Source organism: Pontibacter anaerobius (assembly GCF_026241195.1).
GTDB lineage: Bacteria > Bacteroidota > Bacteroidia > Cytophagales > Hymenobacteraceae > Pontibacter > Pontibacter anaerobius.
In genome coordinates this window covers 284,285-307,226 of the sequence record NZ_JAPFQO010000001.1, presented here as the reverse complement: position 1 = coordinate 307,226, position 22,942 = coordinate 284,285, and the positions used below count along the sequence as shown (strand labels likewise).

The 22,942-nt window shown below is 52.1% G+C and carries 22 protein-coding genes; 12 read left to right on the top strand and 10 right to left on the bottom strand.

From position 1 onward, the window contains the following. Nucleotides 1-276 precede the first annotated feature (276 nt). Nucleotides 277-1,365 carry an alpha/beta hydrolase family protein gene (locus OO017_RS01495; RefSeq protein ID WP_266050662.1) on the top strand — a complete coding sequence of 363 codons (1,089 nt, stop codon included), beginning with the start codon at nt 277-279 and terminating at the stop codon, nt 1,363-1,365. A 599-nt stretch (nt 1,366-1,964) separates the two neighbouring features. Here the strand turns inward: OO017_RS01495 and OO017_RS01490 are convergent. The 5 genes from OO017_RS01490 to OO017_RS01470 all read right to left on the bottom strand — a co-directional run bounded on the left by OO017_RS01490 (nt 1,965) and on the right by OO017_RS01470 (nt 6,454). Then, on the bottom strand, nt 1,965-2,900 hold the full coding sequence (locus OO017_RS01490; protein ID WP_266050661.1) for a ComEA family DNA-binding protein: 936 nt from the start codon (nt 2,898-2,900) through the stop codon (nt 1,965-1,967). A 9-nt stretch (nt 2,901-2,909) separates the two neighbouring features. Continuing rightward, entirely contained in the window at nt 2,910-3,068 is a 159-nt protein-coding gene (locus OO017_RS01485) for a hypothetical protein (protein WP_266050660.1), read from the bottom strand. Nucleotides 3,069-3,074: 6 nt separating this feature from the next. Continuing rightward, nucleotides 3,075-4,727: a sodium-dependent transporter gene (locus OO017_RS01480; protein WP_266050659.1), complete on the bottom strand. Its 1,653-nt coding sequence runs from the start codon at nt 4,725-4,727 to the stop codon at nt 3,075-3,077. Nucleotides 4,728-4,888: 161 nt separating this feature from the next. Then, nucleotides 4,889-5,800, bottom strand: a complete 912-nt coding sequence (locus OO017_RS01475) for an SDR family oxidoreductase (RefSeq protein ID WP_266050658.1) — start codon at nt 5,798-5,800, stop codon at nt 4,889-4,891. 6 nt (nt 5,801-5,806) lie between these two features. After that, nucleotides 5,807-6,454 (bottom strand): peptidylprolyl isomerase, encoded by a 648-nt coding sequence (locus OO017_RS01470; protein ID WP_266050657.1) that lies wholly within the window; start codon nt 6,452-6,454, stop codon nt 5,807-5,809. A 282-nt stretch (nt 6,455-6,736) separates the two neighbouring features. On the opposite strand from OO017_RS01470, the gene OO017_RS01465 reads away from it, so the two are divergent. Then, nucleotides 6,737-8,293 carry an alanine/glycine:cation symporter family protein gene (locus tag OO017_RS01465; RefSeq protein WP_266050656.1) on the top strand — a complete coding sequence of 519 codons (1,557 nt, stop codon included), beginning with the start codon at nt 6,737-6,739 and terminating at the stop codon, nt 8,291-8,293. Nucleotides 8,294-8,555: 262 nt separating this feature from the next. On the opposite strand, the gene hemC is transcribed toward OO017_RS01465, so the two are convergent. From hemC to OO017_RS01445, 4 genes are all read right to left on the bottom strand, one after another. Beyond that, the gene (gene hemC, locus OO017_RS01460) at nt 8,556-9,506 is read right to left on the bottom strand and encodes a hydroxymethylbilane synthase (protein WP_266050655.1); all 951 of its coding nucleotides are present in this window, start codon (nt 9,504-9,506) and stop codon (nt 8,556-8,558) included. 296 nt (nt 9,507-9,802) lie between these two features. Next, entirely contained in the window at nt 9,803-10,927 is a 1,125-nt protein-coding gene (locus tag OO017_RS01455; RefSeq protein WP_266050654.1) for a DNA polymerase III subunit, read from the bottom strand. A gap of 127 nt (nt 10,928-11,054) precedes the next feature. Then, entirely contained in the window at nt 11,055-12,263 is a 1,209-nt protein-coding gene (locus OO017_RS01450; protein ID WP_266050653.1) for a GlmU family protein, read from the bottom strand. Between the two features lie 78 nt (nt 12,264-12,341). After that, complete coding sequence (locus OO017_RS01445; protein WP_140620760.1) at nt 12,342-12,587, bottom strand: type B 50S ribosomal protein L31; 246 nt, start codon at nt 12,585-12,587, stop codon at nt 12,342-12,344. Between the two features lie 187 nt (nt 12,588-12,774). Between OO017_RS01445 and OO017_RS01440 the strand changes: the two genes are divergently transcribed. The 6 genes from OO017_RS01440 (at nt 12,775) to secDF (ending at nt 18,894) form a co-directional block, all read left to right on the top strand. Further along, nucleotides 12,775-13,290: a phosphoribosyltransferase family protein gene (locus OO017_RS01440; RefSeq protein ID WP_266050652.1), complete on the top strand. Its 516-nt coding sequence runs from the start codon at nt 12,775-12,777 to the stop codon at nt 13,288-13,290. A gap of 62 nt (nt 13,291-13,352) precedes the next feature. Beyond that, a complete protein-coding gene (locus OO017_RS01435) occupies nt 13,353-13,937 on the top strand; it encodes a non-canonical purine NTP diphosphatase (RefSeq protein WP_266050651.1) in 585 nt (194 codons plus the stop codon). Nucleotides 13,938-14,006: 69 nt separating this feature from the next. Then, the gene (locus OO017_RS01430) at nt 14,007-14,627 is read left to right on the top strand and encodes a uridine kinase family protein (protein WP_266050650.1); all 621 of its coding nucleotides are present in this window, start codon (nt 14,007-14,009) and stop codon (nt 14,625-14,627) included. Further along, the gene (locus tag OO017_RS01425) at nt 14,624-15,316 is read left to right on the top strand and encodes a potassium channel family protein (protein ID WP_266050649.1); all 693 of its coding nucleotides are present in this window, start codon (nt 14,624-14,626) and stop codon (nt 15,314-15,316) included. Before OO017_RS01430 ends, OO017_RS01425 begins: the two co-directional genes overlap by 4 nt. 44 nt (nt 15,317-15,360) lie before the next feature. Then, the gene (locus OO017_RS01420; RefSeq protein WP_266050648.1) at nt 15,361-15,738 is read left to right on the top strand and encodes an RNA methyltransferase; all 378 of its coding nucleotides are present in this window, start codon (nt 15,361-15,363) and stop codon (nt 15,736-15,738) included. 171 nt (nt 15,739-15,909) lie between these two features. After that, the gene (gene secDF / locus OO017_RS01415) at nt 15,910-18,894 is read left to right on the top strand and encodes a protein translocase subunit SecDF (RefSeq protein WP_266050647.1); all 2,985 of its coding nucleotides are present in this window, start codon (nt 15,910-15,912) and stop codon (nt 18,892-18,894) included. Between the two features lie 667 nt (nt 18,895-19,561). On the opposite strand, the gene OO017_RS01410 is transcribed toward secDF, so the two are convergent. Beyond that, a complete protein-coding gene (locus OO017_RS01410; RefSeq protein ID WP_266050646.1) occupies nt 19,562-20,176 on the bottom strand; it encodes a NifU family protein in 615 nt (204 codons plus the stop codon). Between the two features lie 210 nt (nt 20,177-20,386). On the opposite strand from OO017_RS01410, the gene OO017_RS01405 reads away from it, so the two are divergent. The 4 genes from OO017_RS01405 to OO017_RS01390 all read left to right on the top strand — a co-directional run bounded on the left by OO017_RS01405 (nt 20,387) and on the right by OO017_RS01390 (nt 22,869). Further along, the gene (locus tag OO017_RS01405) at nt 20,387-21,778 is read left to right on the top strand and encodes a sodium:proton antiporter (RefSeq protein ID WP_266050645.1); all 1,392 of its coding nucleotides are present in this window, start codon (nt 20,387-20,389) and stop codon (nt 21,776-21,778) included. 104 nt (nt 21,779-21,882) lie between these two features. Further along, nucleotides 21,883-22,200 carry a hypothetical protein gene (locus tag OO017_RS01400; RefSeq protein WP_266050644.1) on the top strand — a complete coding sequence of 106 codons (318 nt, stop codon included), beginning with the start codon at nt 21,883-21,885 and terminating at the stop codon, nt 22,198-22,200. Then, nucleotides 22,193-22,474 (top strand): ATP-binding cassette domain-containing protein, encoded by a 282-nt coding sequence (locus OO017_RS01395; RefSeq protein ID WP_266050643.1) that lies wholly within the window; start codon nt 22,193-22,195, stop codon nt 22,472-22,474. Before OO017_RS01400 ends, OO017_RS01395 begins: the two co-directional genes overlap by 8 nt. Nucleotides 22,475-22,482: 8 nt before the next feature. Further along, nucleotides 22,483-22,869: an AAA family ATPase gene (locus OO017_RS01390; protein WP_266050642.1), complete on the top strand. Its 387-nt coding sequence runs from the start codon at nt 22,483-22,485 to the stop codon at nt 22,867-22,869. Nucleotides 22,870-22,942 lie beyond the last annotated feature (73 nt).

The following is a 22,942-nucleotide window of genomic DNA, read 5'->3' as shown; positions in this document are numbered from 1 at the left end:
TCTCAGGAGGCAGAACATAGGGTTCCTCCGACAACTTCCCTGAAATGAGCGATGAAAAGTACGAAGCGATCATCTATTACATCATTTCCAAATCAGGTAGCAAAGTAAAGTACGAGGAGGAACATGCGGCTGCTAAAACTGTCCAACTGTTTTTTATTATATTTATTTTCCTTGTTATTGCCTACTCCTTCCGAAGTGTTGCGTAACAATTTTACACGCTATAGCTCTTTCAGAAGTATAGCCAAATTATACCTTTGTGCCCGAAATAATATTAGCATGAAAATATACTCCCGCTCGGCTCAATTGCTGCTCTCTTTGCTGATGCTTTGCCTCTTGCTGTCTGCTTGCAACAGGGATAAGCCTATTCCCCCTATTGAGCGCATGGACAAGTATACCACCACCAAGCAATACCCCGGCAAAGTTGGCGACGAGAGTCTAGAAGACTGGAAGAAACACCTGAAAGGCATTGAGGTAGCGAAGATAAAGTCCACGCTGGATGGCAAAACGGAGCCTGCGCTGTTCTATGAGTCTAAGTCGAGCCGCAAAAAGCCTTTGTTGGTGGTGCTGCACAGCTGGAGCAGCGGTTACCTGCAGGTTCCCTCTATCCCGTTTGCCCTTTGGGCCGAGAAGTATGACTGGGCCTTTATACAGCCGAATTACCGCGGCGTATTTGAGCAGCCGGAGGCCATGGCATCAGATGTCGCCATCCAGGATATTGTGGATGCCGTAGATTATGCCAAGCAGCACGCCGACATCGACACCTCGCGCATTTACCTGGTGGGGTCCTCTGGGGGCGCAATGACGGCACTGGTAACGGCCAGCCGCCACCCGGAGATTTGGGCAGGCGTAGCGGCCTGGGTGCCGGTTTTTGATATCCCGGAGTGGTTCGACTTTAACCTGTACTACCCACACCGCAAGTATAACAGCCAAATCGTGGCCGCTTTGGGAGGCGAGCCTTTGGAGGGTACCCCTGCCGAAAAAGAAGGCAAGCGCCGCAGCCCCAGCACACAGATACACCAGGCCAAAAAAGTACCCATCTTCCTGGCCCATGGCATCAACGATTTACTGGTCCCGCCCAGCCACTCCATCCGCGCCTTCAACATTCTGGCCAACCCAGCCGATACCATCTCGAAAGAGCAAATGGATTACATCGTGAAGGAGCAGGCTATCCCTGAAAGTATGCAGGGTGAGGCTACAGATAAATACTTTGGTAAAGGGGATCCGGAGGTAGTCTTCAGTCGTGAGTCCGATAACGTGAAGTTGGTGCTGTACGTGGGCGTGCACGACATGGCCTACAACTCTACCCTGCTTTGGCTGAATGATCAGCAGAAGAAACAGCCACAGTCGGTGAACCAGCCGCAGTAAACCTTTGCAGCGGCGATTGAAGCATATTTTTAATCTAACTGGCGCGAGTCTTCAGACTTGTGTCCTATGATGACGTTGAGCTTGTAATTCGACTGTCTTGGAAAGCTATACTCTATACTTAAACTGTGTTTTAACCACTGCTTTCTTAAACTTGAAAAAAGCTATCTTTTTTAGCTGTCTTTCATCCACAGCCTTACAAACCTAATGTTTCACTTCTAGCTTTGGCGCCCTCAAGGCCGGGAGGCCTCGTCTTCCCGCATCGCGCTGTGTTCCCTCCTGCCTCCGCTGCGCTACGGCTGCCCTTGACGGGCACCGAATCTCACAAGGCGCTCTTTGTCGAGGGCCCCTACCCCCACGAAAAGACTGGAATCAGGTTCAATAGCCATTGCTGACAGAGCTTCAGCTGAACTCCCCTCCTTGGATAAGGAGGGGTTAGGGGTGGTTGGATGTTGCAAAGACTCCCTCCCCTGTTTTTAGGGGAAGAACGGGGTGGTGTAAAGTTCCCCTTCGATGTCGCAGATTCCGAACTTGATCCGGGAATGGGTAGGGTGATGAAATCGGCTACAGCAACTCTATCCAGTTCAACGGGACTTCCAACCCTACAGCGCCAAGTATGGCCTGATCTTCTCGTACAGCTCTGGTGTCACCAGTTTTATCTGTCGCACATCCTCCAGCTGCTCATACTTGCCGTGCTGCTCCCGGTAGGCCACGATGGCCCGCGCCACGTTAGACGAGATGTAGGGGTGCGCTTTCAGTTCATCGGCGGTAGCCGTGTTTATGCTTAGCTGCTGTACCGAATTGCTTTTGGCCACAAATGTATACTTGTGAAGGCTGTCCACCACCTCCGGCTGCAGCCCATACACCTCCCGCAGCTGCTCTGTGCTATGGAATCCTCCCAAGCCATTTCTATACTTTATAATTCGGGCTGATAACTTGCTGCCGATTCCCCGGATCTGCTTGAGTTGGGTGGTGTCGGCGGTGTTGATGTTGAAAGGGGCAAGTATAAACTTCTCTCGTTTGCTGCTCGCCCAATCGGGGTTTGGTGAAGGGCGGGAGGCCATACTTTCAGAGCGTTTATACTTGGACGGGCGCTCCTCCGGCAAATCAATGTAAGGGTACAAACGCTGGAAGACAGAATCTGGTAAGCCATAAATTCGCCCCAGTTCTGCTTTGTAAGTAAGGTCGCCGACTTTGCTGCGGTAGTTGAGGATGCGTTGCGCCAGGTACTTGGGCAAACCAAAGGCCTGCCACTCCTCCGCGGTCAGGTGGTTCGGGTTAAAGGGCCGCAGCGCCACGGTGGATATTTTATACTTTGCGGAGCGCTCCGGCTGCCGCTCCTCCAGTTGCGCCGCCAGGCTGTCTAGCAGTTGGCTGTCCTGGGCAGAGACAAGCTCTGGCTCCGGTGACTCAACAAGCGTAAAAAGAAAAGGTGCTGCCGAAAGCAGCACCAGTAAGGTGAGTAGCACCAGAAACGCATTAACCTCTCGCTGCGAAAAGCCAAAGTTCCTGCGTATCCAGTGCCTTAATTTGTTCATGTATCAGATTTACGGTTTTACCTGTCGCTCAGGCTCATCGTCGTTGTCGAGGTATGAGTCCGGCTCCGGCTTCGGCGGCGTGTTCAGCACGCGCACGAAAAAGTATATCATCAGGCTGGTTACCAGTAGCATGGTACCGAGCATCACAACAAGTGCAGATGTATTCATAGTTTCTTAAATCCTTCCTTCTCTAACTCTTTTTTTATACGCAATGTAAACAAGGCCCGCAATGCTCAGGAACACCGCTACCAGCAGTATTCGCGAGGCATTCACGAAAAACAGGGTATCCTGCAGCTGCTCTATCACAGCTGGGTCTGTGGCCTCTGCCAGTTGGCGCTTCAGGCTGGTGTTTTTAATCTTGTTGATGATGGAGCTATCGTCCAGCACCCACTCTCCGGCAAACGCCTTGCCCCAATCGCCGCCTTTAGGCGTTACCAACGATCCGATGAACACCCACAGCAGCAGCAGCGGCGTCACGAACTTGATGATATACTTATAGATGTAAGGCACTTTTATATCGGCCCCGGAAGTGATCTCGCGCCAGCCCTTGCCCATGCCGAATACCCAGGCAAACAGGATGGTCTCGAACAAGGCGAACACTACCAGCGATACCGTACCGGCCCAGTAGTCATATTCATCAAACACACCATACTTAAAGAACAGCACGGTTGGCATACCCAGCAGCAGCACGATCAGGCCGAAAGACCAGGCAGCAGACTTACGTCTCCAGTTAAACTCGTCCTGCAGGAAGCCTATCCATGGCGTACCCATCGCCAGCGATGAAGTAATACCGGCAAAGAACAGCAAGCCGAACCACATAAAGCCAGCCACTGCGCCCAGCACATCGCCCCATTGGAAGAACAGGTATGGCAATGTTTTAAAGCCAAGACCCAGGCCACCCAGCTGCACAAGCTCTGTTACGCGCTCAATGCCCAAGTAACCGATGGAGATCGGAATCAGGATGGAGCTACCCAGCACTACTTCTACGAACTCGTTCATCCAGCCGGCCGACATCGCGTTGAGGGCAATATCGTCTTTAGAGCGAACGTAAGAGGCGTAGCAATGCACCGTGCCCATACCTACCGACAGGGTGAAGAAGATCTGACCGGCAGCGGCAAGCCACACAGTCGGCGACCACAGCTCATCGTAATTCGGGGTCCAGAGGAAGTTGAGGCCGGCAGCGCTGTCGCTCAGGGCACCATTCTCGCCTGCCTGAATCGTGAAGCCTTTGTAAGCCAGGAACGCACCGAACACAATCAGCATCGGCATACCGAACTTCGCCACACGCTCCACACCCTTAGCCAGACCCTGTGAAAGGATCCAGGTGTTAAGCAGCAAGCAGATAACAAAGAACACTATCGGCTCATAAGGAATACCAAAAGTAGACTTGCCCAGGCTCACGTACTCGTTAAAAAAGCCTGCCACGCCATCCTGATCAAGACCGGCAAAGGTGCCGCCGATGGAGTGGAATACATAAGAAAGCGTCCAGGACTCCAGGTAACAGTAGTAAGAGGCCACGGCGATGTTGGTCCAGATACCGAATACGCCAATGTACTTCCAGAGGCGGTTCTTGTGCATGGTATCTACGATGAAAGGTGTGGAGTGGTGCCCGAACTTGCCTCCGAAGCGGCCCATAGACCACTCGATCCAAAGCAAAGGGATACCCATCACCAAAAAGCATACTAAGTAAGGGATGATAAAGGCGCCGCCGCCATTCTGCACCGCCTGCACCGGGAAGCGCAGGAAGTTTCCGAGACCTACGGCGTTACCGGCCATCGCCAGGATAAGACCGACGCGTGAGCCCCAGGATTCTTTGTTAGCACTCATAAATAAGGTAGAAGTGTTTAGTTAGTTTAGTTGTTTAGGTGTTGTTAGTTTCTCGGTAATGGTGTTTTGCGGTAATTCGCTGAAATTTAAGGTTACAATATAGGTAATGGTTCGGAGAGCTGCATTAAAAAACAGATATTTTTAATGTTACGGCCACATATCTAGCTCAACCTTGCCGCCTGCTCTGCCACCATCCTGATTCCTTCTGCAAAAGTATGCGGACGGTAACCCAGTTCCTCTTCGGCCTTACGGATGATGAAACCGGTGCGGGCAGGGCGTTTAGCTGTTTGTGAGAAAGTATTGGCATCGGCCTTATCGATCAGGGATTTGTCCAGGGCGAAGTAGTCGGCTACCTGCATGGCCATGTCGTAGGGCGTCAGCATTTCGCTGCCTGAGATGTGGTAAATGCCTTCCGCATCGTGCTCGGCAGCCAGCCAGCAGCCCATGGCCAGGTCTTCGGCCAGTGTTGGCGTACGGAACTGGTCGGTAACCACTTTAATCACTTTTCCCGCCTGCAGGCTATCGCGCACCCACAGCACGATGTTGGTGCGTCCCTGGTCGTTTACCACGCCGTAAACCAGTACCGTCCGAAGTATGGCCCACTTGCATTTCGCCTTCTTCACGATCTCCTCTGCCATCAGCTTGGTTTCGCCATAGAAGTTTACCGGGCTTGCCTCTGCCGTTTCGTCATAAGGGCCGGCCTCGCCATCAAAAATGAAGTCTGTGCTGACGTGGATAAGGTGCACGTTATACTTCTCGCAGGCATTAACCAGGTACTGCACGGCATCGCGGTTCTGCAGCAGGGCCCCGTCTTTGTCGTTCTCGCACTGGTCCACGTTGGTCATGGCGGCGGTATGAATGATGTGGGTAGGGCGGAATTCGCTCACCACTAGATCCACCTGCTGCGGGTTGGTTACATCCATACTTCGGAACGGCAGCGTAGGGTAAAGCTCGGCCAGTTTGTTTTCGCCACGGCTGGTGGCAAGTAGTTCAAGATCCTGCTTCGGCAGCAGTAATTCGGCCAGCTTTTGGCCCAGTAGCCCGTTAGAGCCGGTAATCAGAATTCGTTTCATGGGTTGTTATTTCTCCAGTGCCTGAGTATTGTAGTTGTAATCGTACTTCTTGGCGATCTTTTTCTTCTTCACGTCCTCCACGCTCACCTTCATCTTGATGTCGGAAAGTGGGCGGTCGCGGCCGTTGGTTGGCTGCTCGGCAATCTTATCAATCACATCCAGGCCATCTACTACCTGCCCGAACACGGTGTATACCTGGTCCAGCATCGGGGTGCCGTCGTGGTTCTCCACGATGTAGAACTGGGAGCCGCTGCTTGCGCGCGATGGGTTAACACGGTCGTCCTGCCGGGCGGCTGCCAAAGCGCCGCGCACATGTTTGTGGGCTGGCGTAATCTCGGCCGGAACTGTGTAGCCGGGGCTGCCGGCACCGTCGTTGTGCGGGTTATCATCTTTGGTGTTAGGATCTCCGCCCTGTATCATAAAGCCATCAATCACGCGGTGGAAAGTGGTACCGTCGTAAAAGCCCTCTTTCGTCAGCTTCAGGAAGTTGGCTTTGTGCTGCGGCGTATCGTCAAACAGAATCAGTTTGATATCACCCTGCGGGGTGGAGATGGTGATGAGTTGGTCTTTGCCTTTCGGTTTCTGGGCCAGCACCGCCAGCGGCAGCACCAGTGCCAGCAGCAGAGCGCCAGCTATCTGTGTCCGTAATTTCATGCTTTTGTCTTGGTCAATTTCAGTTTAAAAAGTGCCTGGCTACAAGTAGCAGGATTCCAAAATTAAGCCTTTTTAGCACTTATTTATACTTTCTTGGCTTTTTCTGTCGCCATTTCCGGAGTATGCAAAGTATAACAAGGTACACCTGGAGCCGCCTTGGTCTTTACATTGAACAATATTGATTTTTTAATGAACTGACAGAGGCAATCTGGCCTAAAATTTTACATTGGCAGCAGAAAAAGTTAAATTTAAGGAAAGTGACTAATCAACTAACCTATATAGATGAAACGAATCTTACTATCTGCAGCGCTCAGTCTGGGGGCCTGCAGCACGCTTTTTGCCCAGTCTGAACCCCTCACTGTTGACGAGAAAATAGACGCTGCCATCGGTCCTGCGGCACAGTTTATTTCCGACATTATCTTTTACGAGCTTCAGGTAGCCGGCTACGGCATTCCGCTTATCCTAGTGTGGCTGCTGGCGGGTGCTGCGTTTTTCACCGTATACCTTGGCTTCATCAACATCAGAGGCTTTAAACATGCGCTGGATATTGTGCGCGGCAAGTATAACCAGGAGGGTGCCCCTGGCGAAGTGTCACACTTCCAGGCCCTGACAGCCGCCGTATCCGGTACCGTGGGCCTTGGCAACATTGCCGGGGTGGCCATTGCGATCTCTCTAGGGGGCCCTGGTGCCACGTTCTGGATGATCCTGGCGGGTTTGCTGGGCATGTCGTCTAAGTTCGTGTCGTGCACCCTGGGTGTGAAGTACAGAGACTACCACGAAGACGGCACGGTGTCCGGTGGCCCGATGCACTACCTGAAAAAGGGTTTGAAAGAGCGCGGCATGGCCGGTGCAGGCAAGTTTCTGGCAGCTTTCTTTGCCATTATGTGTATTGGCGGAGCCATAGGGGCCGGCAACATGTTCCAGATTAACCAGGCTACGCAGCAGTTTATCGCCGTGACTGGCGGCGAGGCCGGCTCCTGGTTCGGGGGCGGCAACGCCTGGATCTTTGGCCTGGTGATGGCTGTGCTGGTGGGCCTTGTTATACTTGGCGGCATGAAAAGCATTGCCCGTGTAACCGAGAAAGTGGTGCCGCTGATGTGTGCTGTCTACATTGTGGCAGCCATCATTGTGCTTATCTCCAACTTCACACAGATACCGGGTGCTTTTGTGGCTATTTTTGAAGGAGCCTTCTCTGCCTCGGCTGTAGCTGGCGGCTTGGTTGGCGTAATGATTCAGGGTTTGCGCCGCGGTATGTTCTCGAATGAGGCGGGTATCGGCTCTGCCTCCATTGCGCACTCTGCCGTGAAGACAAACGTACCGGTAACAGAGGGGTTCGTAGCTTCCCTGGAGCCGTTTATTGACACGGTGGTGGTTTGCACCATGACGGCGCTGGTAATTGTGGTAACAGGCGCCTACGAGATGGACGCTGCCGGTGACGGCATTGCGCTTACCTCCACGGCCTTTGCCACTGTTATCGACTGGTTCCCGATCATCCTGGCCGCTGCGGTAATCCTTTTCGCCTTCTCTACCATGATCACCTGGTCGTACTACGGCCTGAAGTCCTGGACCTACCTGTTTGGCCATAACAAGACAGCTGACATCAGCTTTAAACTGCTTTTCTGTGCCTTTGTAGTGCTGGGCGCCCCGATGCAACTGGGTAGCGTAGTGGCCTTCTCCGATGCCATGCTGTTTGCCATGAGCATTCCGAACATGGTCGGCTTATACTTGCTGTCTCCGATTGTGAAGCGCGAGATGCAGGACTTCCTGGCTTACGCCCGCTCTACCAGTAGCAAGACACTCAGCAAAGAGGCTGTGAAGGCAGAGGCTGCCAAAGTATAAAGTATACTTTAAAGTATAAAACAAGGGCCACTTGCACGAAGCAGGCGGCCCTTGTTGTTTTGTATGCCGCAAGTTTAGCGCAATGTAACTTATGGCTATACTTTATATGAGCTTATACTTTATTAGAATATATAGTATGGCTACAGCCGCTGTAAGACTTGCTTTTTCAAAGCAAAGCAGTTGAAAACTGCTGCCACACTTAGCCACAAGTTACGCTGCGCTAAACTTGCGACAGGTATAAGCTAGTTTGAAAGCAATTGAGTTACTCTTCCCTCTCCGCTCTTATGCTTTTCAGGATTTCGGCACCGCCCTGGTTCAGGATAATGTTAGCCAGTTCCTCACCGAGTTCCTCGGCGGTAAAGGTTGGCCCCTCCAGTGTCTCCTGCAACAGGGTCTGCCCATCCAGGCTCACGATGCCGCCGGTTATACTTACGCCTTCGTCCGTTAGCCTTGCCAGCGCGAAGGATGGGATGCTGCAGCCGCCCTCCATGGTGCGCAGGAACGCCCGCTCCGCCAGCAGACACACATGCGTCTGGGTATGATTCAGCGCCTGCTTCAGCCCTTTCTTCAGCTCCGGCTCCAGGTTTTTAGCGCACTCAATGGCCACGCTGCCCTGCCCTGCGGCTGGCACAAACTCATCCTCCGGAAACGTGTGCACGATCAGGTTATCGTAGCCCATGCGCACCACGCCGGCATAGGCCAGCATCAGCGCATCGAACTGCTTCTCCTCCAGCTTGCGCAGGCGCGTCTGCAGGTTGCCTCTCGATTCTGCGGTAGAGATGTTCGGGTAATACTTTTTTAGCAGTGCTCTGCGGCGGGTAGAGGAAGTCCCAATCACGGCGTTGCTCTCGCGCTCCAGCCTAAAATTCGGGTCAAATGAAAGAATTACATCGTTTACCTGCTCGCGCTCCATAAACGCCACCAGTTCCAGATCCGCCGGGATACTAGACTGCACATCCTTCGCGCTATGCACGGCAATTTCCACCTGGCCCTCGCGCAGCGCCACTTCCAGCTCCTCGGTAAACACGCCTTTCGAGCCGATCTTGTCTAGAGATTTATCCAGCACCTGGTCGCCTTTGGTGCTGATGATCACCAACTCCGTTTTAAAGCCGGCGGCCTGCAGTTTTTCGGCGGTGTGCTCAGCCTGCCACAGGGCCAGCTTGCTGCCGCGCGTACCAATGCGTATGGTTCTATCTTTGATGTTTTCTGCCATGTTATACTTTCTGTGAGGTCGCATTATAGTTTATACTTCTGCAACGCCTCAATTTATACTTTCCTCTGAATAAGGGTGATAACAGTTATAAACTTCAGGCCTCAATACCCACACCCTCTATTTACAATTTTGTCATCCTGAAAGGATCTTGGTGGCTAACAGCAACTGTTTAACCTCCCTTCCAACAAGTTTCTTAACAGAATGACAGGTAAATTTTATACTTCATCTGTGCCTGTAAACCCACCCCTGTCCCTCCCAGGAGGGGAATTGTTAGCCCCAAAAACTAATAACCAAACTTACCCTTTGCGCAGGTAGCCGGCAATCTGCAGGGAACTATCCACGAACACCATCTTCGGGTTGGCGTTGCGCTCGATATGGTAGTGCGCCTGGTTCAGCTCCTCGGCCAGCTCTCCGGCGTTGTTTCCTGTTATCACCTTCGAGAACTTCTGCACGAAGTCCAGCTCGGCGGGCGGCAGGAACGCGATCAGCGAGGCATCCACGCCGTAGAGCATCACCTTCCGGAAAAGGTTAAGCGCATACAGCAGGAAGTTCTTCTGGTTCTCGCGGCCCAGCTTCTGGAACTCCTCGCTCATCTCCACCAGGTTATTGAACTTATAGCTGTAGCAGTGGCGCATCCAAGCCGTAAAGAAGGTGAAATAGTCGCTGCTGATCTCGCTGGTGAGTTTGGCGGCCGCGTTCAGGTTGCCCTCGGCCAGCTGCGCCACCTGCGCGGCGCGGTCATTATCCAGGTTATACTTTTGCTGCACGTACTGCATCACCTCCTGCTCGGTAAAGTTGCGCACCTGCAGGATCTGCGTGCGCGAGGTAATGGTGGCCAGCAGCTTCTCCGCAGACTGCGCCACCAGCAAAAACAGCGTCTGCGCCGGTGGCTCCTCCAGTAGCTTCAGCAGGGCGTTGGCCGCAGAGGGGTGCATCAGCTCCGGCAGCCAGATCACCACAATCTTGTAATTGCCCTCAAACGCTTTCAGCGACACCAGCTTCACCAGCTGGCGGCTCTCGTCCTTAGAGATAATGCCTTGTTTATTCTCCGCCCCGATGTGCTGCATCCACTCGTTCAGGCCCTGGTAGGGGCTGGCAAGTATAAACTCGCGCCACTCGTTCATGAACTTGCAGCTCAGCGCATCCTTGCTCACCTGCTTGGTGGCTGTCACGGGCATCACGAAGTTGAAGTCCGGGTGTACCAGCTTGTTCATTTTCACGCAGCTGCCGCATGTTCCACATGAATCATCGGGCTGTTTATCCTCACAGTTGATGTAGGTAGCATAAGCCAGGGCCAGGGCCAGGTTCGCGCTTCCCTCCTGCCCCAGAAACAGCTGCGCATGCGCCACATGGTTCTGCTGCACCGATTTCAGCAACAATTGCTTCGCTTCCTGATGACCTATGATCTGTGAGAACTGCACTTTAAGAGTTAAGAATTATGAGTTGAGAGTTATGAGTTATCACAAAGATAAAACAAAGGGACAAAAGACAGCAATTGCAGCGCAACTCACTGGTCTTTTGTCCCTTTTTTATACTTTAGTAAAGGAATTAAGCCTTTTTATCCCAGACGCGGTATTGCTGGGTCTGCTCAAAGATATGGTTGAGCATGCCGCGGTCCTCCTGGCTCAGCTGCTGGTTGCGGCGGGCCATTACTTTCTCGGCCACCTCCACCACCTTGCGCATCTGGAACGTCTCGAAACCTGCCGCCCCGCCCCAACTGAACGAAGGGATGAAGTTACGCGGGAAGCCCGGGCCGAAGATGTTGGCACTCACGCCCACCACCGTGCCGGTGTTAAACATGGTGTTGATGCCGCACTTGCTGTGGTCGCCCATAATGAGACCGCAGAACTGCTGCCCTGTATTTTTAAAGCCGTTTTTGGTGTAGTTCCAGATCTTTACCTCGGCGTAGTTGTTCTTCAGGTTGGAGGTGTTGGTATCGGCCCCGATATTGATCCATTCGCCCAGCACCGAGTTGCCCAGGTAGCCCTCATGACCTTTATTGGAATAGCCGAAGATAACAGAAGCAGCCACCTCGCCGCCCACTTTGCAAAACGGGCCGATGCTCACGTCGCCGCGCATTTTGCCGCCCACGTTCACGTTACTCTCCTCGCCCAGCGCAAAAGGCCCCTTAATCACCGCCCCTTCGTGCACCTGCGAGTTTTTGCCCAGGTAAATCGGGCCGTTCTCGGCGTTAAGAATGGCCGCGCGGATCTTCACCCCTTCCTCTATAAAGATGTTCTCCTCGTTATACACCATGGTATACTTGTCGCTGATGGGCTGGCTCTGGCGGCCTGCGGTTACCAGGGTATAATCGCTGCGGATCTGTTCCCCGTTCTGCAGGAAGATATCCCACACATCGCGGATCACGGTACAGTCGGCGCTATACTCTTTCTGGTTAGAAGAAGTATAAGCTGCCAGCTCGTCCGGTGTTTCAAAGGTTGCGTTATCGCTGTGCAAGGCCAGCAGCAACCCATTTTGGTAAAGCGCCTCGCCAGGTTTAAGCTCCTGCACGGCTGCCGCCAGATCCGCATCCGGAATCACGGCGCCGTTGATGTACAGGCTTTGGGTGCCCTTGCCGGATTTATACTTTGGCGGCAGGTATGGCTGCGTGAGGTAAGCCACCGGCTTATCCAGGTGCTTTGCCCATTTCTCGGCAATCGTAAGTATACCTACACGCATGTCGGCCACGGGCCTGGTAAAGCTCAGCGGCAGCAGGTCCTGCCGGATGGCGGGTTCGTCGAAAAGTATGATTTCCATAGCACAAAACTAAAAAAGTCTCCCCAAAATGAATCAGGAAGACTTTTCGTTAGAAACGTTTTAACCGGAATAAACCGCTTATTTTTTCTTGTAACGCGTGTTGAATTTCTCCACACGTCCAGCAGTATCCACGAAGATGTTTTTACCAGTGTAGAACGGGTGAGAAGCAGAAGAAACTTCCACTTTGATTACCGGATACTCTTTACCATCTTCCCAAGTGATAGTCTCGTCAGAAGTCATAGTAGAACGAGTGATGAATTTGAAATCACTTGTCATATCCTGGAAAACCACCTGTCTGTACTCTGGGTGAATGCCTTTTTTCATTATCGTAAACGTTAAATAACCTTAATTTCTGAATCGGACTGCAAATTTAACAAGTTTTTTTGAAAGTAAAACGCTATGCACCAAATTATTTTAGTCTTTCGGCAAAAGCTGCGGCCAATGCGATTATCTTTTTAAATTTGCCTAAGCGGCCCTGTCTGCCGCGCCACCAAAGCCTGAGTTACAGCCCATGACACCACAACATAAACAGCAGAACCTGATACTGGACCGCACACAGATAGAGCAGAAGGTAAAGCGCATTGCCTATGAGATCTACGAGCGCAATTTTGAGGAGCAGGAGCTGGTGCTGGCCGGCATCTATCCAAGCGGCCATACGTTGGCCGAGCGCCTGGCAGAGCAGCTACAGCAAATATCGCCTATCAAAGTGTCTTTGCTGCAGGTAACACTTAACAAAGACATGCCCCTGCAAGAGCCAGTGCAGCTGCAGCCGGAAAACATAAGCCTGGCAGATAAAGTGGTGGTACTGGTGGATGACGTGCTAAACACCGGCAAAACGCTTGCCTATACGTTAAACGCTTTTCTGCCGCAGAACCCGAAGAAGGTGGAAGTGGCCACGCTCGTAGACCGCCACCACCCACTCTACCCTATCTCCTCAACCTATACCGGCTACTCGCTGGCCACCACGCTGCGCGAGCGCGTGCAGGTAGTGCTGCAGGAAGATGAGGTAGCGGCGTATCTGCTGTAGACCTATACCTTACATCTTGAGTGTATAAAGATCCTGTCCATCTATAAATCCTGAAAATCCTGATGAAAAAACTCTGCTTCGCAACCAATAACCGACATAAACTGGCCGAAGTGAGCCAGATGCTGGAAGGCAAGTATGAACTGCTGAGCCTGCAGGACATTGGCTGCAACGAGGAGCTGCCCGAGGAGCAGGACACGCTGGAAGGCAACTCGCGGCAGAAGGCAGAGTATGTATGGGACAACTATAGCGTGAGCTGCTTTGCCGACGACACCGGCCTGGAGGTGGAGGCGCTGAACGGGGAGCCGGGCGTGTACTCTGCCCGTTACGCTGGCCCGCAGCGCTCAGATGCCGATAACATCAACAAGCTACTGGAGAGCCTGCAGGGGCAGCAAAACCGCCGTGCACGCTTCCGCACAAGTATAACCCTGATCCTGGACGGGCAGCAGCACCAGTTCGAGGGCATCGTAACAGGAAGTATAGCCACCGAGTGGCAGGGCGACAAAGGCTTCGGCTACGACCCGGTATTTATACCCGACGGCCACGACCGCACCTTTGCCCAGATGAGCGCGGGGGAGAAGAACGCCATCAGCCACCGCGGTCGCGCCACAGAGGAGCTGGTGCGTTTCCTGAAAAGCTTGGAAGTATAAAAATAGCGTGCTGAATTAGCCAAATAGCGGCTAAAGTCTTAATTTTGTGGTCTGAAACTAAAGCTTCCTATGCAAAAGCCATTCATCGTCGGGATTACAGGAGGTAGTGCTTCAGGAAAAACCACTTTTTTGAACAAGCTGCTTACTTCGTTTGATCCTGAAAACGTTTGCCTGATCTCCCAGGATAACTACTACAAGCCGCGCGAGCACCAGACTGCCGACCTGAACGGGGTCATCAATTTTGACCTGCCTTCGTGCATCGACGACGAGGCCTACGCCCACGATATCCTGAAAGTGAGCAAAGGCGAAACCGTTTACCGCCAGGAGTATACTTTTAACAACCCCGATGTGGTGCCACGCCAGCTGGAGTTCCGGCCTGCGCCTATTGTAGTGGTAGAGGGTATTTTCGTGTTTTATTTCGAGGAGATCGCCAACCTGCTGGACCTGAAAGTATACATCGACGCCAAAGAGTACATCAAACTGCAGCGCCGCATCGTGCGCGACAAAGTTGAGCGCGGCTACGACCTGGACGATGTGCTGTACCGCTACACCAACCACGTGGCACCTACGTACGAGAAGTATATCAAACCATACAAGAACGACGCGGACATCATCATCCCGAACAACGCCAACTTTGAGCGCGGGCTGGAGGTGCTCACCACATACCTAAACGCTAAAATAAAAGCATGAGGAGCAAATTTGCGGTAATCGGCCTGGGTATTTTCGGCCACTCCATTGCCACCACCCTGGCAGAGCGCGGCGCCGAAGTTATAGCTATCGACAACGACGAGGACCATGTGGAGTCTATAAAAGACCAGGTGGCCTATGCCGTAGCCCTGGACGCCACTGACATCCGCGCCCTGGAGGCCCAGAGCATCGGGGACATGGACGCCGTGGTAGTAGCCATCGGTGAGGACTTTGAGGCCCTGCTCATCACCACCGCCAACCTGCAGGAGCTGAACGTGAAGCGCGTGATTACCCGCGCCTCCAACAAGCAGCAGCGCCGCATCCTGGAGAAAATGGGCGTGCAGGAGATTCTGTCGCCGGAGGGTGAGGTTGGTAAAACCGTGGCAGAGCGCCTGCTGCAGCCAAGTATCCGTACTTTCCTCCCGCTGCCAGACAACTACGAGATCGTGGAGATTAACGCACCGCGTAACATTGCCAACCGCAGCGTGGCCAAAATATCCCTCCGCGAGAAGTATAACCTCAACCTCATCACGATCAAGCGCTTTTTCGAGGAGATTCAGGACGGCAAGCCAACCCAGGTAGAGCACATCATCGGCGTACCAAAGGCCGATACCATTATTTACCCGTCAGATATCCTGCTGCTTATCGGTAAAAAGCAGGATGTGAAGCGATTTATTGATGTAAACCGTTAAAATTTTCTTTTTTAACAGAAAAGATTTCATATTTGCGGTTACACATGCCAAAAGCCAAGAACATATCCAGCCACGTAAGGCATCTGCTGATGTCTGTAACCCTGCTGTGGGCGCTCATGCTCAACGGCCAGGAGGTGGTGGCGTATACTTCGGCCAATGGCGCAGCACAGCAAACAAGCACTGAGCTAACCTCTGCACCAGATGCAGAAAACAAAACGCTTGTAAAGCAGAAAGTTTCGTTGGTGGGCACTACCTCGTTTGTGGCCCTTAACCTGCAGCAGGCCATGGAGCCACTGCCACAACAACCTGCTTTTGCTTTTCCGGCCAGTGCACTTTTGCCTGCCGCCTACACGGCTGTGCCGCCAGGCGCTGGTTTTGCTGCCCGTATCTTACCAACTACCCTTCAGCCCAACGCCCCGTAGGCTGTACCTCTCCTGTTATCACCCTTTTTCCGGCTTTTTCACCCGCTTCACTGCTATAAACGGCAGTTAACGGAACGCACGTAGTTGCATTACAGTTATTTTGTAAGGCACCCGGAGAGAAATACACACTTTGCACCCAACAATTAAATCAATTCATACTTTACTTAAACAATGCGGAACAAATCGTTAATTATCGTTCTGACGTTGATCGTATCGGCGCTATGCCTTTACTATCTGTCGTTCTCATTCGTTGCCAACAGTGTGCAGGATAAAGCGGAAGCTTATGCCACGGATGCACAAGGCAACGTAGACCTTGCAAAAAAACAAACCTACCTCGACTCCATGTGGAAAGAGCCCGTGTTTATGGGCATGACCTACCAGGAGGTGAAGGAAAACGAGCTTGGCCTCGGCCTAGACCTAAGAGGTGGTATGCACGTGGTACTGGAGGTATCGCCTGTAGAGATCATCAAGTCTATGTCTGGCAACAGTAAAGACCCTAACTTCCTGAAGGCACTGGAGCGTGCGCAGCAACTGCAGCGCAATAGCCAGGAGCGCTTCACAACGCTTTTTGCAGAAGCTTACCGCGAGGTGGAGCCGGATGGCCGCCTGAGCCGTATCTTCTCTAACACCGCCAACCGTGGCAAGATCAGCTTTGAGTCTACCAACGAGGAAGTGGTAGAGGTGATCCAGAAAGAAGTAGATGACGCCATCGAGCGTTCTTTCAACATCCTCCGTACCCGTATCGACCGTTTCGGTGTAACACAACCAAACATTCAGCGCCTGAAAGGTACTGGCCGTATCCAGATAGAGCTTCCGGGTGTTGACAACCCTGACCGTGTGCGTAAACTGTTGCAAGGCATGGCCAACCTGGAGTTCTGGGAAGTATGGTCGCCGCAGGAGTTTAACCCATACCTGATGCAGGTAGGGCAGCACCTTGATGAGCAGCAGCGCCTCGGCAAGCTGAACATCAATACATCCACACCTACTGCCAAAGCACCTGTTGCTGAAGATGCCACTGAAGACGTACTGGCACAGGCTGCCGGCACCGACTCAACCCTTGCAGACTCTGCGGCTGTTGCTGCAGCACAAACTCCGGATACTGCCGCATCGCTGGTAGATTCTATGACTAACAATGCACAGACAAGTGTACTGGCTAGCCTGTTAACACAAATGCCAGGTGGCCTGGGCGCTAACGTGCGCGATACAGCCCGCATCAACGAGCTGTTCAGCAGCGCTGAGGTTCGTTCTATCCTGCCTCCAAACATGAAGTTCCTTTGGAGCGTGAAGCCACTTGCAGGTGACCAGGGACAGGAGTTTGTGGAGCTTTATGCTATTAAGAAAGGCCGTGAGGGCAAAGCCCCTCTGAGCGGCGACGTGATCAACGATGCCCGCCAGGACTTTGACCAGGCTGGCCGTCCTGAGATCAGCATGACCATGAACCCGACCGGCGCCAGAAAGTGGGCCCGCCTGACAGGCGACAACATTGGCCGCCAGGTTGCTATCGTACTGGACAACTATGTATACTCTGCCCCAGTGGTGCAGGGCGAGATTACAGGCGGCAACTCTTCTATCTCCGGTAACTTCACCGTAGAAGAGGCGCAAGACCTTGCCAACATCCTGAAAGCCGGTAAAATGCCGGCTCCAACACGTATCGTGGAAGAAGCCATCGTAGGTCCGTCACTGGGTCAGGAGGCTATCAACCAAGGCTTACTGTCAACTATTGCTGGTCTGGTGATCGTGGTGATCTTCATGATCGCTTACTATGCGCGCGGTGGTTTCATTGCTGACCTTGCCCTGCTTTTCAACGTGTTCTTTATACTTGGTGTGCTGGCCCAGTTCGGTGCCGCGCTTACACTGCCTGGCATCGCCGGTATTGTACTGACACTGGGTATGGCCGTGGATGCGAACGTACTGATCTTTGAGCGTATGCGCGAGGAGGCCGCCAAAGGCCTGAGCATGCGTGAGGTGATCAACGCAGGTTACGACAAGGCGTTCAGCACCATTTTCGACGCAAACGTTACGACCTTCATCGTAGGCTTTATCCTGTACTTCTTCGGTTCCGGCCCGGTAAAAGGCTTCGCCATTACGCTGATGATCGGTATCGTAACGTCTTTCTTCACCTCCGTATTTATCTCAAGACTGTTGGTAGAAAGCACTTTCAAGAGAGCCGGTAAGCTTTCGTTCTCATCTTCACTTGCTGATAAAATGTTCCGCAACGTGAAGTTTGATGTAATGAAGTATAGAAAGCCTGCTTACGCATTCTCCCTGATCATACTTGTGTTCGGTTTTATAGCGATGGCTATCAAAGGGCCAAACCTAGGTGTTGACTTTACAGGAGGTCGCTCTTATGTAATCGAGTTTGACCAGGCTATACCTGCCTCTGAGGTACGGTCTAACCTGATGGACGATTTCCAGCAGGCCGGTACAGAAGTGAAGACTTTCGGGGCCTCTAACCGTTTGAAGGTTATTACAAGCTGGATGGCAGATGACGAAAGCACTGAAGCGGATGAGCAGGTAAGAACAGCACTGGGACAGGGACTGCAGCAGTACAGCAACCTGAACCCGGAGGTACTGAGCTCCTCTAAAGTAGGTGCTACCATGGCCGACGATATCCAGAACACCGCGCTTATTGCCATACTACTGGCGCTGGTTGGTATCTTCCTGTATGTGATGGTACGCTTCAGCAAGTGGCAGTTCTCACTGGGTGGAGTGGTAGCTTTGCTCCACGATGCCCTGATGATTATCGCGATCTTCTCTATCCTGAACCTGTTCGGTATTTCTTATGAAATGGACCAGGTGTTTATCGCGGCGGTACTGACTATCATCGGTTTCTCTATTAACGATACCGTGGTAATCTTTGACCGTGTGCGTGAGTACCTGAACGACAACCCGCGCTCAGGCATCAGAGAGGTGGTAAACCCAGCCCTGATCAGCACGTTTAGCCGTACCATTATCACTTCCCTGACGCTGTTCCTGGTGGTAGTGATCCTGTTCATCTTTGGTGGCGAGGTACTACGCAGCTTTTCACTGGCTATGATCATCGGTGTACTGGCAGGTACTTATTCCTCCCTGTTCATTGCTACACCAATTGTAGTGGATACCGTGAAAGAGAAAAACACGCAGCCAACAGCGCCACAGGTGCAGAAGGTTCGCTAAGTTTTAGCCAACACAACACAGAAAAGCCCGGGGCAAACGCTTCGGGCTTTTTTTATGCTTGAAGAGAAGACTTTATAGCAGCTGCCTCATAAGTTTAAGTTGCGTTGGCCTGGTCATTCAAGGTCATCCACTGCCCCTTCTAAGGTGGAAACCCACCCCCGCCCCTCCCGAGAGGGGAGTTTTCAGCAGCCGATTGTCATCCCCCTGCCCCCTTCGAAGGGGACTTAGTTCCAGCTCCGTCAGCCGAGGCTATCGAGCTGATCCCAGTCTTTCCGTTGAGCGCCTTGTGAGATCCGGTGCCCGTTTAGGGCATGCTGAGCGAGAGCAAGGCAAGGAGGGAACACAGCGCGATGCGGGAAGACGAGCCCTCCCGGGCTAGAGGGAGCCAAAGCCGGAGATGGAACAATAGATTGGTAAGACTGAGGGTGAACGGAGGCTAGTAAGTATAGCTAGGTTCAAACTGAAGGAAGCCAAGACTATGGAAGTATAAATCGGCAAGTATAAAAGTATAGCCAAAGTATGGCTCTGCGAGCCAGTTGAGTTACAAACTCAACATCATTGTAAGATACAAGTTAGAAGACTTGCGCCAGAGGAAACCAGTAGATGACAAACAAAAGAGCCAGCCCCTGAACGCGGCTGGCTCTTTTATACTTTATACTTCTGATAATTAGATAGTCACACCATCAGCAACTACTTCTTTAACCTCAGGCACCATGCGCTTCAGCAGGTTCTCAATACCGGCTTTAAGGGTAACGGTGGCAGATGGGCAACCGCTGCAAGAACCCTGCAGGTGCACTGTTACCACACCATCATTGTAAGACTTGAAGGTGATGTTACCACCGTCCTGCTCTACCGCCGGGCGCACGTAGTTCTCCAGCAGGTCGATCACTTTTTTGGAGATCTCGGCATCCTCGGCTGATGTCTCGCCGTTACCGGCATCGGCAGGCTGTGCCTTGGCAGCAGAGAAACCTTCGTTAAAGATCGGGCCGCCGGCCTCCACGTAGGACTTCAGGAAGGTACGCAGCTCCGGGATAATCTTTACCCACTCCAGGTCAGTGTTCTTGGTTACAGTAACAAAGTTGCTTGCTATAAATACACGTGAAACGTAGTCGAAGTTGAACAGTTCCTGCGCCAGCGGCGACTCCATGGCGCTCTCAAGGTTTGGATAGTCCACGCTCTGTCCGTCGGGCAGCATCTGCACGTTCATCACAAACTTCATCGACTCCGGGTTAGGGTTAGCCTCTGCGTATACAGAAACCATCTTTTCTTTATTTTCTGTCATGATATTTCGCTGTTTAAGGTTAAAACCTGTGGCTATTACTTAAAGTTTCCAAAATTAGGCATTATTTCCGACAAGTGCATGGGTAGCTGCTGCTGCTGCTGCATGTAGGTACATTAATCGGCACGCAAGCCCTCTCAATCCTTAGCTATTTAGCTCAGAAAATGTATCTTTGTGCTGCATCCAAAAATCTAACACGCACTTACCTAGATCATGCTAAACAACTTTATTCTACTGGCACAGGCCCAGCACGCCTTACCCATCTTCCTGATCATACCTTTTCTGATTCTGATAGGTATGATCGCTGCCGGTCCGATTTTATTCGGCCACTTTTGGGAGCATAACTACAAAACGGTAGCCGTTGTGCTTGGCTTAACTGTACTTGCTTACTACCTGTTCGCCCTCGGAGACTATCACATGCCCGCGCATACGCTGGCTGAGTACATAACCTTTGCGGCCCTGCTTAGCTCCCTATACATAGCTGCAGGCGGTATTTACCTGAACGTGAATGCCAACGCCACCCCGGCAATGAATGTGGCCCTGGTGGCGGTTGGAGCGGTTTTGGCCAGTATTATTGGTACAACCGGCGCCTCCCTCCTGCTGATCCGCCCGTTTATCAGGCTTAACGTGCACCGCATCAAGCCCTACCATATCATCTTCTTTATCTTTATTGTGAGTAACGCGGGTGGTTTGCTTACACCGCTTGGAGACCCTCCTCTGTTCATTGGTTTCATTAAGGGGGTTCCGTTCTTCTGGACACTGCAGCACCTGTTCACGCCTTGGGTTCTGTCTATAGTCCTGTTGTGCCTGATCTTCTTCCTGGTTGACCGCCGTAACAAGGAAACAGAGTATACCCCACGCCCAGAGGTTGTTGCCAAAAATGAAGAGAAGACCGAGTTCCACTTTATTGGCAAGCGTAACCTGTTTTGGCTGTCCATCATTATCGGCGCCGTGTTCTTAGACCCGAACGTGATCGAAGGATTGCCGCACATCTACTATGATGGCTCCAAAATCTCTTTCCTGCGCGAGATAATTCAGCTGTCTGCCGCTTTCATGTGCTACCGCTTTTCCAGCAAAACGGCACTGGCCGGAAACCATTTCAACTTCCACCCTATCCTGGAGGTGGTTTTCCTGTTCTTCGGTATCTTCTTTACCATGATGCCAGCGCTGCAGTTATCTGCACAGATCGCGTCATCTCCTTCTTTCGCGCAGTATATTACGCCAAGCTTTCTTTATTGGGTAACGGGTACGCTTTCCGGCTTCCTGGATAACGCTCCGACCTATGCCAACTTCCTGTCGCTGGCCATGGCTAAGTTTGACCTGGCCCAGAACAACGTAGCGGAGGTTCAGCAGTTTGCCACGGGCACCTCTGCTGCAGGCCTGGAAACCCTGGTACAGTTGGAGGCTATCTCGCTGGCTGCCGTGCTTTTCGGAGCCTTTACTTATATCGGTAACGGACCAAACTTTATGGTGAAGGCCATTGCGGAAAGCGCAGGTATAAAAATGCCGACGTTCTTTGCCTATGTGCTGCGTTACTCTATCCCGTTCCTGTTGCCAATCCTGGCCCTGATCTGGTACCTGGTAGTACACTTGAAGCTTTTCTAAAACAAAGTATACCTTTAAAAAAGCGGCCGCCTTTGCTATGCAGGGGCGGCCGCTTTGTTTGTGGGCAATTATGGTTATCTTCATCAGGTAAAACCGAGGCAAGCATGCAAAAGCTAAAGCTATACTTCCTGTACCATAAGAGCCTGATGAGCTTTAGTATTCCATTCTCTTTGTTGATTGGCGTGGTAAGTATGGCTTTCAGTGAAGAAATGGCAATAGGGTTTATCAACAGCTTTAGCCTGAGCCTGCTTACGGGTAGTTTTATACTCTCTTTATACTTTTACGAGCAGCGCTACCAGCACCAATACTACTTTTATCACAACCTGGGCATCAGCAAAGCAGGGCTTATACTTGGTTCCTACTTGTTTAACCTGGCGTTGGCCCTCCTGCTGTTCACGCTAAAAGTATACCTGTATGCTTGAGAACAGACTGGAGGCCGACAGCATCCTGTACAGTGTGGCAGGCAGGCAACTCCTGACGGATGTTTACCTGAGCTGCAAAACCGGTGAGATTGTAGGGCTACTAGGCAGAAACGGCTGCGGCAAAACCACTCTGCTCAAGATCATCTTCGGAACCATAGCCACTGCCAACAAGCACATCCGGGTAAACGGCCAGATGTACGAAACACCCTACCTGCACAGAAACCTGCTGGCCTACCTGCCACAGCACGACTTCCTACCTAAAACATCCGGCTAACGAGGCTTATGGATTTATACTTGCCTGATGCTGAAAAACAGGAGGCTCTGAAGCAGGATGAGCGGGTAGGGCAACACCTTACAAAGTGTGCTGATGAGCTTTCGAAGGGGGAGTTGCGCTACTTTGAACTACTGCTGCTGCTGCACCTGGACGTGAAGTTTCTCCTGCTGGATGAGCCTTTCTCTGGCATTGAGCCACTTTACGTGGAGCGTATCGAAGAACTCCTGCAAGTTCACCGTAGCACCAAGGGCTTCATCATAACCGACCACGACTACCATTCTGTTCTGCGGATTAGCAGCAGCCTTATACTTTTAGCAGATGGTTGCTGCAGACGCATCCGCCACATCGGGGAGTTGGCCCAATGGGGGTACATCCCGGCAAATGCTCTCGGTTAAACTCCAATTATCTTCATACTTTTTAACACAGCCATAGCAGCTTAGGCAATAAAAAAGTATAATCCCGTTATCA

Coding starts and splice junctions, on each gene's coding strand:
- OO017_RS01425 (WP_266050649.1), top strand. CDS start 14,624: ATGAGGAGCAAATTTGCGGTAATCGGCCTGGGTATTTTCGGCCACTCC.
- OO017_RS01435 (WP_266050651.1), top strand. CDS start 13,353: ATGAAAAAACTCTGCTTCGCAACCAATAACCGACATAAACTGGCCGAA.
- OO017_RS01480 (WP_266050659.1), bottom strand. CDS start 4,727: ATGAGTGCTAACAAAGAATCCTGGGGCTCACGCGTCGGTCTTATCCTG.
- hemC (WP_266050655.1), bottom strand. CDS start 9,506: ATGGCAGAAAACATCAAAGATAGAACCATACGCATTGGTACGCGCGGC.
- OO017_RS01430 (WP_266050650.1), top strand. CDS start 14,007: ATGCAAAAGCCATTCATCGTCGGGATTACAGGAGGTAGTGCTTCAGGA.
- OO017_RS01450 (WP_266050653.1), bottom strand. CDS start 12,263: ATGGAAATCATACTTTTCGACGAACCCGCCATCCGGCAGGACCTGCTG.
- OO017_RS01440 (WP_266050652.1), top strand. CDS start 12,775: ATGACACCACAACATAAACAGCAGAACCTGATACTGGACCGCACACAG.
- OO017_RS01470 (WP_266050657.1), bottom strand. CDS start 6,454: ATGAAATTACGGACACAGATAGCTGGCGCTCTGCTGCTGGCACTGGTG.
- OO017_RS01400 (WP_266050644.1), top strand. CDS start 21,883: ATGCAAAAGCTAAAGCTATACTTCCTGTACCATAAGAGCCTGATGAGC.
- OO017_RS01465 (WP_266050656.1), top strand. CDS start 6,737: ATGAAACGAATCTTACTATCTGCAGCGCTCAGTCTGGGGGCCTGCAGC.
- OO017_RS01420 (WP_266050648.1), top strand. CDS start 15,361: ATGCCAAAAGCCAAGAACATATCCAGCCACGTAAGGCATCTGCTGATG.
- OO017_RS01410 (WP_266050646.1), bottom strand. CDS start 20,176: ATGACAGAAAATAAAGAAAAGATGGTTTCTGTATACGCAGAGGCTAAC.
- secDF (WP_266050647.1), top strand. CDS start 15,910: ATGCGGAACAAATCGTTAATTATCGTTCTGACGTTGATCGTATCGGCG.
- OO017_RS01495 (WP_266050662.1), top strand. CDS start 277: ATGAAAATATACTCCCGCTCGGCTCAATTGCTGCTCTCTTTGCTGATG.
- OO017_RS01485 (WP_266050660.1), bottom strand. CDS start 3,068: ATGAATACATCTGCACTTGTTGTGATGCTCGGTACCATGCTACTGGTA.
- OO017_RS01405 (WP_266050645.1), top strand. CDS start 20,387: ATGCTAAACAACTTTATTCTACTGGCACAGGCCCAGCACGCCTTACCC.
- OO017_RS01445 (WP_140620760.1), bottom strand. CDS start 12,587: ATGAAAAAAGGCATTCACCCAGAGTACAGACAGGTGGTTTTCCAGGAT.
- OO017_RS01395 (WP_266050643.1), top strand. CDS start 22,193: ATGCTTGAGAACAGACTGGAGGCCGACAGCATCCTGTACAGTGTGGCA.
- OO017_RS01475 (WP_266050658.1), bottom strand. CDS start 5,800: ATGAAACGAATTCTGATTACCGGCTCTAACGGGCTACTGGGCCAAAAG.
- OO017_RS01390 (WP_266050642.1), top strand. CDS start 22,483: ATGGATTTATACTTGCCTGATGCTGAAAAACAGGAGGCTCTGAAGCAG.
- OO017_RS01490 (WP_266050661.1), bottom strand. CDS start 2,900: ATGAACAAATTAAGGCACTGGATACGCAGGAACTTTGGCTTTTCGCAG.